At 66.4% G+C, this 15,155-nt stretch carries 16 protein-coding genes; 13 read left to right on the forward strand and 3 right to left on the reverse strand.

The features are described from left to right. Nucleotide 1 precedes the first annotated feature (1 nt). The 3 genes from sdhA to sdhC all read right to left on the reverse strand — a co-directional run bounded on the left by sdhA (nucleotide 2) and on the right by sdhC (nucleotide 2,740). Nucleotides 2–1,804 (reverse strand): succinate dehydrogenase flavoprotein subunit, encoded by a 1,803-nt coding sequence (gene sdhA, locus ABRP34_RS20540; RefSeq protein WP_353711593.1) that lies wholly within the window; start codon nucleotides 1,802–1,804, stop codon nucleotides 2–4. 105 nt (nucleotides 1,805–1,909) lie between these two features. Beyond that, entirely contained in the window at nucleotides 1,910–2,401 is a 492-nt protein-coding gene (locus tag ABRP34_RS20545; RefSeq protein ID WP_003798094.1) for a succinate dehydrogenase hydrophobic membrane anchor subunit, read from the reverse strand. Between the two features lie 3 nt (nucleotides 2,402–2,404). Next, entirely contained in the window at nucleotides 2,405–2,740 is a 336-nt protein-coding gene (gene sdhC / locus ABRP34_RS20550) for a succinate dehydrogenase, cytochrome b556 subunit (protein WP_043417639.1), read from the reverse strand. A gap of 302 nt (nucleotides 2,741–3,042) precedes the next feature. Between sdhC and ABRP34_RS20555 the strand changes: the two genes are divergently transcribed. From ABRP34_RS20555 to ABRP34_RS20615, 13 genes are all read left to right on the forward strand, one after another. Beyond that, nucleotides 3,043–4,176: a sugar phosphate nucleotidyltransferase gene (locus ABRP34_RS20555; protein ID WP_003798089.1), complete on the forward strand. Its 1,134-nt coding sequence runs from the start codon at nucleotides 3,043–3,045 to the stop codon at nucleotides 4,174–4,176. A gap of 146 nt (nucleotides 4,177–4,322) precedes the next feature. Next, nucleotides 4,323–5,522 carry an amidohydrolase gene (locus ABRP34_RS20560; protein ID WP_003798088.1) on the forward strand — a complete coding sequence of 400 codons (1,200 nt, stop codon included), beginning with the start codon at nucleotides 4,323–4,325 and terminating at the stop codon, nucleotides 5,520–5,522. A 134-nt stretch (nucleotides 5,523–5,656) separates the two neighbouring features. After that, nucleotides 5,657–6,091 carry a MarR family transcriptional regulator gene (locus ABRP34_RS20565; RefSeq protein WP_003798086.1) on the forward strand — a complete coding sequence of 145 codons (435 nt, stop codon included), beginning with the start codon at nucleotides 5,657–5,659 and terminating at the stop codon, nucleotides 6,089–6,091. Nucleotides 6,092–6,133: 42 nt separating this feature from the next. Further along, nucleotides 6,134–6,565, forward strand: a complete 432-nt coding sequence (locus ABRP34_RS20570; protein ID WP_353711594.1) for an organic hydroperoxide resistance protein — start codon at nucleotides 6,134–6,136, stop codon at nucleotides 6,563–6,565. After that, nucleotides 6,562–7,590: an NADP-dependent oxidoreductase gene (locus tag ABRP34_RS20575; RefSeq protein ID WP_353711595.1), complete on the forward strand. Its 1,029-nt coding sequence runs from the start codon at nucleotides 6,562–6,564 to the stop codon at nucleotides 7,588–7,590. The genes ABRP34_RS20570 and ABRP34_RS20575 overlap by 4 nt, the downstream gene beginning before the upstream one ends. Nucleotides 7,591–7,799: 209 nt before the next feature. Next, nucleotides 7,800–8,201, forward strand: coding sequence for a cytidine deaminase (locus ABRP34_RS20580; protein WP_353713426.1), 402 nt, complete (start codon nucleotides 7,800–7,802; stop codon nucleotides 8,199–8,201). Between the two features lie 8 nt (nucleotides 8,202–8,209). Next, the gene (locus ABRP34_RS20585) at nucleotides 8,210–9,520 is read left to right on the forward strand and encodes a thymidine phosphorylase (protein WP_353713427.1); all 1,311 of its coding nucleotides are present in this window, start codon (nucleotides 8,210–8,212) and stop codon (nucleotides 9,518–9,520) included. Between the two features lie 2 nt (nucleotides 9,521–9,522). Then, on the forward strand, nucleotides 9,523–10,140 hold the full coding sequence (locus tag ABRP34_RS20590; RefSeq protein ID WP_353711596.1) for a DedA family protein: 618 nt from the start codon (nucleotides 9,523–9,525) through the stop codon (nucleotides 10,138–10,140). Between the two features lie 102 nt (nucleotides 10,141–10,242). Beyond that, nucleotides 10,243–10,941, forward strand: a complete 699-nt coding sequence (locus ABRP34_RS20595) for a DedA family protein (protein WP_353711597.1) — start codon at nucleotides 10,243–10,245, stop codon at nucleotides 10,939–10,941. A gap of 88 nt (nucleotides 10,942–11,029) precedes the next feature. Next, a complete protein-coding gene (locus ABRP34_RS20600) occupies nucleotides 11,030–12,175 on the forward strand; it encodes an adenosine deaminase (protein WP_353711598.1) in 1,146 nt (381 codons plus the stop codon). A 64-nt stretch (nucleotides 12,176–12,239) separates the two neighbouring features. Continuing rightward, nucleotides 12,240–12,860 (forward strand): MazG nucleotide pyrophosphohydrolase domain-containing protein, encoded by a 621-nt coding sequence (locus tag ABRP34_RS20605; protein ID WP_353713428.1) that lies wholly within the window; start codon nucleotides 12,240–12,242, stop codon nucleotides 12,858–12,860. Nucleotides 12,861–12,980: 120 nt separating this feature from the next. Next, on the forward strand, nucleotides 12,981–14,261 hold the full coding sequence (eno, locus tag ABRP34_RS20610; protein ID WP_003798068.1) for a phosphopyruvate hydratase: 1,281 nt from the start codon (nucleotides 12,981–12,983) through the stop codon (nucleotides 14,259–14,261). A 91-nt stretch (nucleotides 14,262–14,352) separates the two neighbouring features. Then, nucleotides 14,353–15,123 carry a septum formation initiator family protein gene (locus ABRP34_RS20615; RefSeq protein ID WP_353711599.1) on the forward strand — a complete coding sequence of 257 codons (771 nt, stop codon included), beginning with the start codon at nucleotides 14,353–14,355 and terminating at the stop codon, nucleotides 15,121–15,123. Nucleotides 15,124–15,155 lie beyond the last annotated feature (32 nt).

Raw genomic sequence — 15,155 nt, forward strand, 5'->3', positions numbered from 1 at the left:
ATTAGTACTTCCTCACCATCGGCTCGTAGCGCGTAAAGACAACCGGCTTGGTGGCAAGCCGGACTCCGGCGATTGCTTCCTCCGCGGAACCGTCGGCCGGTGCGTGGTCTTCTTTGTACGCCATGGAGTGCTTCATGAATTTTTCGTCGTCGCGGTCCGGGAAGTCCTCGCGGAAGTGGCCGCCGCGGGATTCCTCACGGTGCAGGGCAGCAACCGTCATAACCCTGGCCAGCTCCAGCAGGAAGCCGAGCTCAACGGCCTCCAGGAGGTCAAGGTTGAAGCGCTTGCCCTTGTCCTGGACGTTGATGCGCGTGTACCGCTCCTCGAAGGACTCGATGTCCTTCAGGACCTGGTTGAGCGTGTCTGCCGTGCGGAACACCTGCATGTTGGCGTCCATGGTGTCCTGCAGTTCCTTGCGGATCGCGGAGACCTTTTCGGTGCCGTTCGAGTTGCGGGCCACATCCAGCAGCTGGATGGTGAACGCTTCCGGGTTCTCCGGCAGCTCCACGAAGTCAGCCGTCTTGGCGTACTCTGCGGCGGCAATGCCGGCGCGCTTGCCGAACACGTTGATGTCCAGCAGGGAGTTGGTGCCCAGGCGGTTGGAGCCGTGCACGGAAACGCAGGCGACCTCGCCGGCGGCGTAGAGGCCCGGGACCACGGTGTCGTTGTCCTGCAGGACCTCGGTGGTGATGTTCGTCGGGATGCCGCCCATGGCGTAGTGCGCCGTCGGGAAGACGGGAACCGGCTCGGTGTAGGGCTCCACGCCGAGGTAGGTGCGGGCGAACTCGGTGATGTCGGGCAGCTTGGCGTCGATGTGGGCCGGCTCAAGGTGCGTCAGGTCAAGGAGCACGTAGTCCTTGTTCGGTCCGCAGCCGCGTCCTTCACGCACTTCGTTGGCCATGGAGCGGGCCACGATGTCACGCGGGGCGAGGTCCTTAATGGTCGGCGCGTAGCGCTCCATGAAGCGCTCACCTTCGGAGTTACGCAGGATGGCGCCTTCACCGCGGGCGGCTTCGGACAGGAGGATGCCCAGGCCTGCGAGGCCGGTCGGGTGGAACTGGAAGAACTCCATGTCCTCCAGGGGGATGCCGCGGCGGAACGCGATGCCCATGCCGTCACCGGTCAGGGTGTGGGCGTTGGAGGTGGTCTTGAAGACCTTGCCGGCGCCGCCGGAGGCGAACACCACGGACTTGGCCTGGAACACGTGCAGCTCGCCGGAGGCGAGGTCGTAGGACACGACGCCGGCAACGCGCTTCTGCTTGAACGGCGTGCCGTCCTCGCGTACTGCGTCTTCCTCCACGGTCAGGAGGTCCAGCACGTAGTACTCGTTGTAGAACTCAACGTTGTGCTTGACGCAGTTTTGGTAGAGGGTCTGGAGGATCATGTGGCCCGTGCGGTCGGCGGCGTAGCACGCGCGGCGCACCGGAGCCTTGCCGTGGTCACGGGTGTGGCCGCCGAAGCGGCGCTGGTCGATGCGGCCCTCGGGCGTGCGGTTGAACGGCAGGCCCATCTTCTCGAGGTCCAGTACCGCGTCGATGGCCTCTTTGGCCATGACCTCGGCGGCGTCCTGGTCAACCAGGTAGTCGCCGCCCTTAATGGTGTCGAAGGTGTGCCATTCCCAGTTGTCTTCCTCGACATTGGCCAGGGCTGCACACATGCCGCCCTGCGCCGCACCCGTGTGGGAGCGGGTGGGGTACAGCTTGGTCAGTACTGCTGTTCGCGCACGCTGACCGGACTCGATCGCGGCGCGCATCCCGGCGCCACCGGCACCGACGATGACGACGTCGTACTTATGGACCTGCATACCAGACGCTCTTTCTCTCAAAATTCGCAATAAAACAGCGGGCGGTCTGAGCCGTCTCCGCAAAAAATTGCGGCCCGCCAATGGCTGGCGGGCCGCCACGGAATGCTACGCGGGGCAGAAGCCGCCGGGCAGCTGGACGCCGTCCACGACCGGGCACGGGTTGAAGGTGAAGATCACCAGGGTGCCGAGGATGATGATGACGGCGGAGGCTGCGTAGAGGACCATCTTGAGCCAGAAGCGGGTGGAGTCCTTCTCGGCGTAGTCGTTGATGATGGTGCGCACGCCGTTGGTGCCGTGCAGCATGGCGAGCCACAGCATGGCCAGGTCCCAGAACTGCCAGAAAGGATCTGCCCACTTGCCGGCAACGAAGCCGAAGTCGATGGCGTGGATGCCCTCGCCCACCAGGAGGTTCACGATGAGGTGGCCGAAGATCAGCACAACCAGGACCACGCCGGAAAGACGCATGAACAGCCAGGCCAGCATTTCGAAGTTGCCGCGCGAGCTACCGTTGCGGCGGTACTTCGGGGCGATCTTGCCGGACTCGGGCTTGCCGCCGATCTGTCCGCTGCGCGGGGACTGGATCTCAGTTGCAGACATGGCTTAGTGACCTCCGAGCGCAAGGGACAGGTGGCGGATGGCGAAGGCGACCATGGTGACGACCCACAGGCCCAGCACCACCCAGAGCATCTGACGCTGGTACTTGGCGCCCTTCTTCCAGAAGTCGACGGCGATGATCCGCAGGCCGTTGAAGGCGTGGAACACGATCGCTGCGACGAGGCCCGTTTCACCCAGGGCCATCAGCGGGTTCTTGTAGGCGCCGATGACGGCGGTGTAGGCCTCAGGCGACACCCTCACCAGCGAGGTGTCCAGCACATGGACCAACAAGAAGAAAAAGATCACTACACCAGTAATGCGGTGTCCAACCCAAGACCACATGCCTTCACGGCCGCGGTACAAGGTGCCAGCTGGTTTCGTCGGCACTGAATAAACCTCCCTGCGACACAGCGGCGCTGGCGTGGGATCCACGCGGGGGGAACGCCTACTGCGAGAGCACTCGTAGCTCAGGCCTAAATCTAGGCTTCGCTCACAGCTTATTCAATTCAGGTGTCCCTTGCCCGCCACGTACTGTACGGATTTTCGGCTATTTTGAGACGAACACCACATGTGTTGCCACTGTATCCGCACCCCGGCTCCCGGCGAAAGGCCGCCTTGAGGCGCGTCGGCTAAAGTAGGCACTGATGAGTAACGACAAAGTGACAAGCCAGGATTCACCGCTCAGCCGTTTTATCGCTGTGATTCCTGCGGGCGGTGTGGGGACCCGCCTCTGGCCTCTGTCACGTGCAGCAGCTCCCAAATTCCTTCACGACCTCACCGGTTCAGGAAGCACGCTTCTGCGTGCCACCTACGACCGACTCGAACCGCTGGCCGGCAACCGCGTCCTCGTGGTTACCGGCGTGGCGCACCGTGCGGCCGTGTGCCGCCAGCTGCCCGAGGTCCAGGACGGCGACCTCGTGCTCGAGAGTGAACCGAAGGACTCCGGCGCCGCGATCGGCCTGGCCGCAGCCATCCTGCACCAGCGCGATCCGGACACCATCATGGGCTCCTTTGCAGCGGACCACGTGATCAGCCCCGACGGTCTCTTCCAGGACGCCGTACGGGAAGCCATCCACACCGCGGCGGCCGGCAAGATCGTGACCATCGGCATCAAGCCGACCCACCCGTCCACGGGCTTCGGCTATATCCGGTCCGGTAACTCGCTGCACATTCCCGGCGCGTCCAGCGCCCAGGCCGTAGTGGAGTTCGTGGAGAAGCCGGACGAGGACGTTGCCCAGCAGTACGTGGACAGCGGCGAGTACGTCTGGAACGCCGGCATGTTCGTGGCGCCCGTGTCCCTCATGCTCAAGCACCTGGAAGCGAACCAGCCCGAACTGTTCAACGGCCTGCAGGAAATCGCCGAGGCCTGGGACACGCCGCAGCGTGACGAAGTCACAGCCCGAATCTGGCCCACCCTGCCCAAGATCGCCATTGACTATGCAGTCGCCGAACCCGCAGCGGCGGCCGGGGACGTCGCCGTCGTGCCCGGTTCCTTCCGCTGGGACGACGTCGGTGACTTCGCCTCCGTGGGCCGGCTCAACAGCGCCAAGGAAGTGGACGAGGTGACCGTCCTCGGCGAGGGCGCACGCGTCTTCACCGAAAACGCCAGCGGCGTGGTGGTCTCGGACACCAAGCGTGTCATCGCGCTGATCGGCATCAAGGACGTCGTCATCGTCGATACCCCGGATGCGCTGCTGGTCACCACCAAGCAGCACTCGCAGCGGGTGAAGCAGGCGGTGGACGCCCTGAAGGCCAGCGGCGACACCGACGTCCTCTAGCAGAACGTCTTCCAGGGGCCGGTGCACTTCAGTGCGCCGGCCCCTGCCGTTGTGCGCCCGCCGGTCCTAAGTAGAGCGGGGACGGCGAACACGTAACGCGGAGAAGGCGATGCCGCTAATTTTCCCGGCCTCGCTACAGTTGAGGTGTGCGCAATTACACTACTGAAGCTGAGCCCACCGCCCTGGTGGGGCCGTGGCTCGAGCCCCTGCTGCCGGAACTGATCGATTTTCGCCGTGACCTGCATGCGCACCCCGAACTGTCCTTCAGGGAATTCCGGACCACGGACAAACTGGTGGAGCGGCTGGAGGCTGCAGGCCTCGAGCCCCGCCGGCTCGAGGGCACCGGCCTGACCGTTGACATCGGCGAAGGCCCGATCGCCACGGCGCTGCGCGGTGACATTGACGCCCTGCCGATCATCGAGGAAACGGGACTGCCGTTCGCCTCGAAGAACCATGGCGTCACGCATGCCTGCGGCCATGACGTGCACACCACCACAATGCTGGGCATCGCCCTCGTGCTGCACCGCATGCACCAGGAGTCCCCGCTGGGCGGATCCGTGCGCATCATCTTCCAGCCTGCCGAGGAAACCATGCCCGGCGGGGCGCACTCCTGCATCGAGCAGGGCGTGCTGGAAGGCGTGCCCCGCATCCTGGCGCTGCACTGTGACCCGCGCATCGAAGTGGGCAAGATCGGCACCCGCATCGGCGCCATCACCTCGGCGTCGGACACCATCCGGATTGAACTGTCCGGCCGCGGCGGGCACACCTCGCGCCCGCACCTCACCGAGGAACTTGTTTTCGCGCTGGCGCAGATCGCCGTGAACGTGCCGGCCGTCCTCTCCCGCCGGGTGGATGTCCGCAGCGGCGTCTCCGTTGTGTGGGGGCACATCTCCGCGGGTTCGGCGCCCAACGCGATCCCCGGCACGGGGTACATGGCCGGAACCATGCGCTGCCTGGACCGCGACGCGTGGCACAGCGCCGGCGAACTGCTGGACGAAGTGGTGCACCAGGTGGCCGCGCCGTACGGCGTCGACGTGCGGCTGGAGCACACCCGGGGCGTTCCTCCGGTGGTCAACTCCGAGCACGAGACGGCGCTGATCGAGGCGGCCGCACGAGCCGAGATCGGCGAAGGCGCAGTAGTGCTGACGCCGCAGTCCATGGGCGGGGAGGACTTCGCCTGGTTCCTGGCCGAGCTGCCGGGGGCCATGATGCGCCTCGGCACCAAGACGCCCGGCGGCGAGGAGTACGACCTGCACCGCGGCGACTACATCCTGGACGAGCGGGCCCTCGGCTTCGGCATCCAGGTCCTCACCGCCGCAGCGCTCCGCACCATCCGCGACCTCTAGGCCCCGCAACGCCATAGCGCGAACTGGTAGCTGATCCCCTCAAATCCCTGGTTTGCGGGCATCAGCTGCCAGTTCGCGCTTTCCTTCCCGCCGGTAAGTTGTGCACAATTGAATTGCCCGCTACCGTTGTGGGTATGCCCGATGCTCCCCGTCTTGACCGCCAGGTGTGCTTTGCCCTCTACTCCGCGTCGCGGGCCGCCACCGCCGTCTACCGCCCGCTCCTGGAGGAACTGGGCCTGACGTACCCGCAGTACCTCGTCATGCTCGTGCTGTGGGAGAACGAGCCGCGCGGCGTGCGGGAACTGGGGGAGGAGCTGGGCCTCGACTCCGGAACCCTCTCGCCCCTCCTCAAGCGTCTCGAGGCGCTGGGCCTCGTGGAGCGGCGGCGCTCGGCGGAGGATGAGCGCCGCGTCGCCGTGCACCTGACCGGGGCAGGCAAGGCCCTCAGCAGCAAGGCCTCCGGCGTACCCCAACACCTTGCCGCCGCAGCGGGCCTGAGCCCCAGCGAACTCGACCAGCTGCGCGAAACCCTCGGCAAGCTCACAGCTGCCCTGCACGGTTCGCTCTAGGCAGCCCCCAAACCTCCAGACCTCCCAACCGGAAGGAACACATTGAAAACTCTCTACACAGCCGAGGCCCTCGCGTCCGGCGAAGGCCGCGACGGTTCCGCGCGCACCAAGGACGGCAAACTCGACGTCACCCTGGCCAGCCCGGTGGAGCTGGGCGGCAGCGGCCACGGCACCAACCCGGAGCAGCTGTTCGCTGCCGGCTATGCGGCCTGCTTCCACTCCGCCCTCCGCGTGGTGGGCCGGCAGGCAAGGGCAGACCTCACTGACTCCGCTGTCGCAGCCAAGATCCACTTCGGCGCCCTCGAGGACCGCGACGGCTACGGCCTCGCCGCCGAGCTGGAAGTCGCCCTCCCGGCACTGGACCGCGGCACCGCCGAGACGCTCATGGCCAAGGCGCACAGCATCTGCCCGTACTCCAATGTGACGCGCGGCAACATGAACGTCGCGCTCACGCTCGTGGAGTTCGCAGCGTGAGCGCCGGCGCAGCAACGGCATTGCCGGTGATCACCCGCGAGATCCAGCTGACCTCGCGCCCGTCGGGACGGCCCGTCCCGGAAAACTTCAGGCTCGCCGAGACGGCAGTCCCGGCCCTCAAGGAGGGCCAGGTCCTGGTCCGGAACCTGTTCATCTCGGTGGACCCCTACATGCGCGGCCGCATGAACGACGCGAAATCCTATTCAGCGCCGTTCGCGCTGGACGAAGCGCTCGACGGCGGTGCGGTGGGTGAGGTGATCGCGTCCCGGTCCGATCAGCGCAAGGTGGGGGACGTCGTCGTACATCAACTCGGCTGGCGGGAGCACGCGGTGGTGGACGCGGAGCGGACAACCCCCGCGGACACAACCCTCGCCCCGGCCTCTGCGTTCCTCGGTGCGCTGGGCATGACCGGACTCACCGCGTACGCCGGCCTGCTGAATGTCGCGGAGTTCAAGCCCGGGGACGCCGTTTTCGTCTCAGGTGCCGCCGGCGCGGTTGGCTCACTTGTGGGGCAGATCGCCAAGGCGATGGGGGCCTCAAAGGTGATCGGCAGCGCGGGCAACCCGGAAAAAGTTGCCCGCCTGCTGGACCTGGGCTTCGATGCGGCGTTCAACTACCGCGATGCCCCGGTGCTGGACCAGCTGAAGGCCGCCGCGGGCAGCAACGGCATAGACGTGTACTTCGACAACGTTGGCGGTGACCATCTCGAGGCGGCCCTGTCCGTCCTGAACGTGGGCGGCCGCGTGGCCATGTGCGGCGCCATCGCCCAGTACAACTCGACGGAACCGCCGGCCGCGCCACGCAACCTGGCCGTGGCGATCGGCAAACAGCTCACCCTGCGCGGGTTCCTGGTGGGCGGCCAGCGCCAGCATGCCGCCGAATTCGCCGGGCGGATGGCCGGCTGGCTCGCCGACGGGACCGTCCGGTACGACGAGACCATAGTCGACGGCCTGGCGAACGCACCGCAGGCCTTCATGGACCTGCTCGACGGCGGGAACACCGGGAAGATGCTCGTCCGGCTCTAGCCCGTGCAACAGCCGTCACCCCCGAGCGCGAACGGACACTTAATCTCCTACCCCAGGGGCCACAAGAGTGCGTTCGCGCTCGGCGCGTTAACGGGACATGCCACAGGACACTAAAGTGGGGTCATGAGTGCGCTTCGGCGCACCCGGGTGCCGGCCAGCGGCATCCAGTACGCCAAGGGGTGACGGCCGTGCAGAACGACGCCAACGAAATGGGCGCCACCATCGACTGGACGGCCCTGGAAGCCGCCGCGCTCGACGCCATGAAGTCCGCCTACGCGCCCTACTCGAACTTTCCGGTGGGGGCTGCGGCCTTCACGGCGGACGGCCGGATCGTGAGCGGCTGCAACGTGGAAAACGCCAGCTACGGCCTGACCCTGTGCGCCGAGTGCGTCCTCGTGGGGAATCTGCAGATGACCGGCGGCGGCCTGCTGCGCGCCTTCTACTGCGTCGACGGCGGCGGCAGCGTGCTCATGCCCTGCGGACGCTGCCGGCAGTTGCTGCACGAGTTCCGGGCACCCGGCATGGAGCTGATGACCACGCAGGGGATCAAGACCATGGACCAGGTGCTGCCCGACGCATTTGGCCCCGAACACCTGGAGGGAACCCGGTGACACGTCCTTTGAAGGAAACCCAGGCGTTCGACGCCGTCGAGATCATCCGGACCAAGCGCGACAAGGGTGCCCTGAGCCCCGAGCAGATTGCCTGGACCATCGACGCGTATACCCGCGGCGTCATCGCGGAGGAGCAGATGGCCGCCCTGAACATGGCCATCCTGCTCAACGGCATGGACCGTGCCGAGATCGCGCAGTGGACCGCGGCGATGATCGCCTCGGGGGAGCGGCTGGACTTCTCCGGCCTCCGGCGGCCGGACGGCGGTGTGAAGGTAACCACCGACAAGCACTCCACGGGCGGAGTCGGGGACAAGATCACCCTGCCGCTGGCGCCCCTCGTCGCCGTGTTTGGAGTGGCAGTGCCGCAGCTGTCCGGGCGCGGGCTGGGCTACACCGGCGGCACGCTGGACAAGCTCGAGTCCATTCCGGGCTGGCGCGCGTCCCTGAGCAACGACGAAATGCTGGCCCAGCTCCAGGACGTGGGCGCGGTGATCTGCGCCGCCGGTGCAGGGCTCGCACCCGCGGACCGGAAGCTTTACGCGCTCCGTGACGTCACGGGCACCGTCGAGTCCATCCCGCTGCTGGCCTCGTCGATCATGAGCAAGAAGATCGCCGAAGGGACAGGCTCGCTGGTGCTGGACGTCAAGGTGGGCAGCGGGGCGTTCATGAAGGACGAGGCCGGCGCACGCGAACTGGCTGAGACCATGGTGGCCCTCGGCAAGGACGCCGGCGTGGAAACCGTGGCCCTGCTGACCAACATGGGCACCCCTCTAGGACTCACCGCGGGCAACGCCATCGAGGTGGAGGAATCCGTCGAGGTCCTTGCGGGCGGCGGCCCGGCCGATGTCGTCGAGCTGACAGTAAGACTCGCGGAGGAGATGCTGCAGTGTGCCGGTGTTTCCGGTGCCGATCCCGCCGCCGCACTCAAGGACGGCAGGGCCATGGACGTCTGGAACCGGATGATCGCTGCGCAGGGCGGCGACCCGCGGGCCAAGCTGCCGGTGGCCAGGGAAACAGAAACCATCTACGCGCCCGCCGACGGTGTCCTCGTGGAGCTCGACGCATTCGCTGTGGGTGTGGCGGCCTGGCGGCTCGGCGCCGGCCGGGCGCGGAAGGAAGACGCGGTGCAGGCAGCCGCGGGCGTCCGGATGCACGCCAAGCCCGGCGCAACTGTGCGTGCCGGCGAACCGCTGATGACCCTGCTGACGGACACGCCGGAGAAGTTTGACCGGGCCAGGGAGGCGCTCGAGCACGCCGTCACCATCGCGCCGGAGGGTTCCAGGCCCGCCCAGCAGCTCATCATCGACCGCATCGCCTGACCGTGCAGGCCATCAATGACTTCATCCTGGCTGCCGCCGGCCAGCCCTGGGTCCTGTTCATCGTCCTCGCCTGTTGCATCATCGACGGATTCTTCCCGCCCATCCCCAGCGAATCCGTGGTGGTGGGGCTGGCCGCCGTCGCCGCTACGGCGGACGTTCCCAATCCGTGGCTGCTCGCGGCCGTAGCAGGACTGGGCGCGTTTACCGGCGACAACGCCGCCTACCTCATCGGCCGGGGCGTGGGCACACAGCGCTGGGCGTGGATGCGGGGGCCGCGGATGCAGCGCGCGTTCCGGTGGGCCGGACGGGAGCTGCGCAAGCGGCCGGCGTCGCTGATCCTCGTGGCGCGGTTCGTCCCCATTGGCAGGGTGGCAGTCAACCTGACCGCAGGAGCCACGCATTATTCCCATCCCCGCTTCATCGGGCTGACTGTGCTTTCCGCCACCCTCTGGGCCTCGTATTCCGTGGCCATCGGGCTGTTCTTCGGCCAGTGGTTCGAGGAAAACCACCTGCTCGGGGCCGTAATCGCCATCATCTGCGCCATAGTTCTGGGCATCCTCGTGGACGTCGGTATCAACCGCCTCAGGAACCGCGTTCAGGATCCGCTAGAAGAACGTTGACTTTCCAATCAAGGGATAGCGGACTATCCTCCCGCCGTGCGACACTAAAGAGCGATTTGCGTCACTTCCCGTCTTGTTATAGTCCATAGGAGCAGCACCCGCGTGGAGTTTATTAATGATGCCGTGCTCCATGCAGCGGGTCAGTGGTGGATTTATCCCGTTCTGCTCATGTTTTTCTTCGTTGACGGGTTCGCGATGGTGGTCCCCAGCGAGACGCTCATCGTGGCGCTGGCGGCCTTCTCCCGGCACAGCGGCGAGCCCAATCTCTGGATCCTCGGCCTGACTGCCCTGACCGGCGCCATGGCCGGTGACAACATGGCCTACATGCTGGGCCGGAAGATCGGCCTGGAGCGCTGGAAATGGATGCGCCGGCCCAGGGTGCAAAAGGTCTTCGGCTGGGCGCGGTACGAACTGGAGAAGCGTGGCGCCGTGCTGATCTTCACTGCACGCTATATCCCGTGGGGCCGCGTGGCCGTGAATTACGTCGCCGGCACCACCGGGTACCCGCACCGCAGGTTCTTCCTGCTGGATGCCTTCGCCTGCTTCACGTGGGTGGGCTATTCGATTGGCATCGGCCTCGTCGCCAGCTCCTTCCCGTGGCTGCACCACAACCCGCTGCTCGGTGCCGGCATCGCCGTCGTGTTCGCCATCATCCTGGGAATCATCATCGACCACGCCCTCCGCTGGTGGCACAAGCGCCTCGGCCGCAACGATGCCGCCGCTGAGCCGGAAGGGACCCCCGCGTTGGACGGGGAGACTGTCCCGGACGGCGGTCGGGAACAGACCAGTCGCGTGGCCTAACTGCACGGCCGAGCGGTCTTTCGCGCCGCCCGTCACCGGGCAGCAACGCGCGTTGGCATTGCTGCCGGTCCAACCCTAGAGTTGGTACGTGACTGAGCCAATCGTTGACGCCGCCCCTGCCCTTGACTTCGACCTGAAGAGCCTGCCCAAGGTATCCCTTCACGACCACCTCGACGGCGGCCTGCGCCCTGCCACCATCATTGAGCTGGCGGAGACGGTGGGGCACACCCTCCCCTCCACCGACCCGACCGCGCTGGGCGAATGGTTCCGCGAATCCGCCGACTCCGGCTCGCTGGTCCGCTACCTGGAGACGTTCGACCACACGGTCGCCGTCATGCAGACCAAGGAAGGGCTGTTCCGCGTCGCCAAGGAGTTCGTGGAGGATCTGGCGGACGACGGCGTGGTGTACGGCGAAGTGCGCTGGGCACCTGAGCAGCACCTCCAGAAGGGACTGACCCTGGACGAGGTTGTCGAGGCGGTCCAGGAAGGCCTCGAAGCCGGTGTGGAGGCCGTGGCCGAGACCGGCCGCGAGATCCAGGTTGGCCAGCTGATCACGGCCATGCGCCACGCCGACCGCGGCCAGGAAATCGCCGAACTCGCCGTTCGGCACCGCGACAAGGGCGCCGTAGGGTTCGATATCGCCGGCGCCGAGGACGGCTTCCTGCCCTCGCGCTTCCGGGACGCCTTCACCTACCTGGCCGAAAACAACTTCCCGGCCACCGTGCACGCCGGCGAAGCCGCCGGCTTGGACAGCATCCAGTCCGCCCTGGTTGACGGCCGCGCGCTGCGCCTGGGCCACGGTGTCCGCATCGCCGAGGACATCATGGTGGAGTTCGACGAGGACGACGCCGACGACGAGGACAGCGACAACATCGGCCTGGTCACCCTGGGCAACCTGTCCAGTTGGATCCGCGACCGCGGCATCGCCCTGGAAATCTGCCCGTCCTCGAACCTGCAGACCGGGGCCATTGCCGCGTTCGGTGAGGGCATCGGGAGCCACCCGCTGGACATGCTCTACCAGCTGGGTTTCAATGTGACCATCAACACCGACAACCGGCTGATGAGCGGTGTGACGCTCACCGACGAGTTCGAACTGCTGGTCGAGACCTTCGACTACGACCTCGACGACCTGCTGGAGCTCACACTCAACGCCGCCGAGGCCTCCTTCCTGCCCCTCGAGGAAAGGGAAGCCCTCGTGGAGTACATCAACGACGCGTACGGCGACCTTGGCTGAAAGCCCCGACCCGGTGGGGGAGCTGCTGCGGGTGATTGCGGCACTCCGCGAGCACTGCCCGTGGATGGGCGCTCTCACCCACGAGTCACTCGTGGAATACCTGCTGGAGGAGGCCTACGAAGTGGCCGAGACCATCGAGACCGGTGCGGACGAGGCTGACCTGAAAGGGGAGCTGGGCGATGTGCTGCTCCAGGTGGTGCTGCATGCCCGGCTCGCCGAGGAACGCGGGGTGTTCGGCTTCGGCGACGTCGCGCGCGGCCTCACCGGGAAGATGATCCGCCGCAACCCCCACGTCTTCCGCCCAGACGGTTCCCTCCAGGACTCCTTTCCCGCCACGGTGGAGGAGATCGTGCTCAAGTGGGATGCCGTGAAAAAGGCCGAAAGCCCGGAGCGCAGCACGCCCTTCGAAGGCATCCCGGTGGCATTGCCGGCATTGGCCCAGGCCCAGAAAACCCTTGACCGGGCCGAACGGGCCGGGCTGCTCCCGCCGGTTGAGCCCGTCGAAACCAGGCCCCTCGAAACCAGCCTCGCCGAAACGATGGAGACCGAAGCCGAACTCGGCGAGCTGCTGCTCGCCGTCGTCCGTTCTGCACGGGGCAGGGGGTTCGACGCCGAACGTGCCCTCCGCGGGGCCGTCCGGCGATACCAGAACCGCTACCCGGAATCTTCAGCACCCGGATCATGACGTCCGGGTTCTGGATAGGTTTCCGTAACGTGCACCACTCTCGACTACGCTAGTCCCAGACGAGGACGTCGAGATTTTCCGCTAAAGTTCCCCAGTAAATTGCCCATAAGGAGCAAATCCATGGCGCTTATCGATGCCATCCACGCCCGCGAGATCCTCGATTCCCGTGGCAACCCCACCGTCGAAGTTGAAGTTCTCCTCTCCGACGGCCAGATCGGCCGCGCTGCCGTTCCGTCCGGTGCGTCCACCGGCGAGCACGAAGCCGTAGAACTGCGCGACGGCGACAAGGGCCGCTACCTCGGCAAGGGTGTCCAGAAGGCCGTTGACGCCGTCATCGACCAGATCGCACCGGCCCTAACCGGCTTTGACGCCACCGACCAGCGCAGCATCGACCAGGCCATGATCGACCTGGACGGCACTGCCAACAAGGCCAAGCTGGGCGCCAACGCCATCCTGGGCGTCTCCCTGGCCGTTGCCAACGCCGCAGCAGCCTCCGCTGACCTGCCGCTGTACAAGTACCTGGGCGGCCCGAACGCCCACGTCCTGCCCGTTCCGCTGATGAACATCCTCAACGGCGGCTCGCACGCGGATTCCGACGTCGACATCCAGGAATTCATGATCGCCCCGATCGGCGCCGAGACCTTCTCCGAGGGCCTGCGCTGGGGTGTTGAGGTTTACCACAACCTCAAGTCCGTGCTGCAGCAGAAGGGCCTCTCCACCGGCCTCGGCGACGAGGGCGGCTTCGCCCCGAACCTGCCGTCCAACCGCGCTGCCCTGGACCTGATCCAGGAAGCCATCCAGAACGCCGGCTACACCCCGGGCACCGACATCGCCCTGGCCCTGGACGTCGCCTCCTCCGAGTTCTTCAAGGATGGTGCCTACCAGTTCGAGGGCAAGGCCCTGAGCGCCGCCGAGATGAGCGCCTACTACGCCGAACTCGTTGCCGACTACCCGCTGGTTTCCATCGAGGACCCGCTGGACGAGAACGACTGGGAAGGCTGGAAGATCCTCACCGACACCATCGGTGACAAGGTCCAGCTGGTGGGTGACGACCTGTTCGTCACCAACCCCGAGCGCCTGCAGCAGGGCATCGACGCCGCCACGGCCAACTCCCTGCTGGTCAAGGTCAACCAGATCGGCTCCCTGACCGAAACCCTGGACGCCGTTTCCCTGGCCCAGCGCTCCGGTTACACCACCATCACCTCGCACCGCTCCGGCGAGACCGAGGACACCACGATCGCCGACATCGCCGTTGCCACCAACGCCGGGCAGATCAAGACCGGTGCCCCGGCCCGCTCCGAGCGCGTTGCAAAGTACAACCAGCTGCTGCGCATCGAAGAGGAACTCGACGACGCCGCACGCTACGCCGGCCGCAGCGCGTTCCCGCGTTTCAAGGCCTAGTAGCCCAAGAAACAGCTGACCGGTGGCTATGGTGGAAAGACCATAGCCACCGGTTTGTTTGTTTTAGGCGCCCACACGTTACAGGAGTGTCATGGCTACCCGCCGTCCCAAAGTTCCCAGGGTGACCCCACCTGCACAGCAGTCCTCCGCCGGATCGGCCGGGGGAGACGTCATCCAGGCGGACTTCGGCGGCCCGCGTCCGGCCACGGCCACCTATGAATCCGGTACGGGACACCCAGGCGCGGGGGCGAAAGCACCGGGCAGCGCCAACGGCGCCGGCTCCAAAAGTGGCGCTACCAGGACAGGCGCTACCAGGACGGCCACGGGCACCAAAGCAAGTCCGGGTGACAAGGCCGGCCCGAAGCCCGGAGCCGGCAGCAAGGGGACCGCCGGAAAGCCTGGCAGCGCCGGGAACAGCCGCGGAAAGTCCGGGTCATCAGCCGTTGCGGCCGAGGAAGAGAACCTGGACCCTGTTCCCGCCAAGGCGTTTTCCGGGCGCATGCTGGCGCTGGCCGTGGTGATGGTTGCCATCACCATCATGCTGGCCCCCACCGTGAAGATCTTTATCGACAAGCGGGCGGAAATCGCGGCCCTGGAGTCGGACATCGCAGACAGCAAGGCGACCCAGGACAACCTCAAACGGCAGGTCTCGCGCTGGCAGGATCCTAACTACGTCAAGCAGCAGGCCCGGGACCGCATTAACATGGTTATGCCGGGAGAGACCGGCTACTGGGTGTTCGGCAGCGACCTGCCGGCCGGCGCATCAGGCAGCCAGCCCAGTGCAGCAGAAACACAAGACCCCGCCGACGTGCCCTGGGTGGATTCCCTCTGGGAGTCCGTCAGGCGCTCGGCAACAGACTAGGAGCGGCGCCCGCCGCGGGACTGTCCACCGGA

The sequence above is a fragment of the Arthrobacter sp. K5 genome (assembly GCF_040448525.1).
GTDB lineage: Bacteria > Actinomycetota > Actinomycetes > Actinomycetales > Micrococcaceae > Arthrobacter > Arthrobacter globiformis.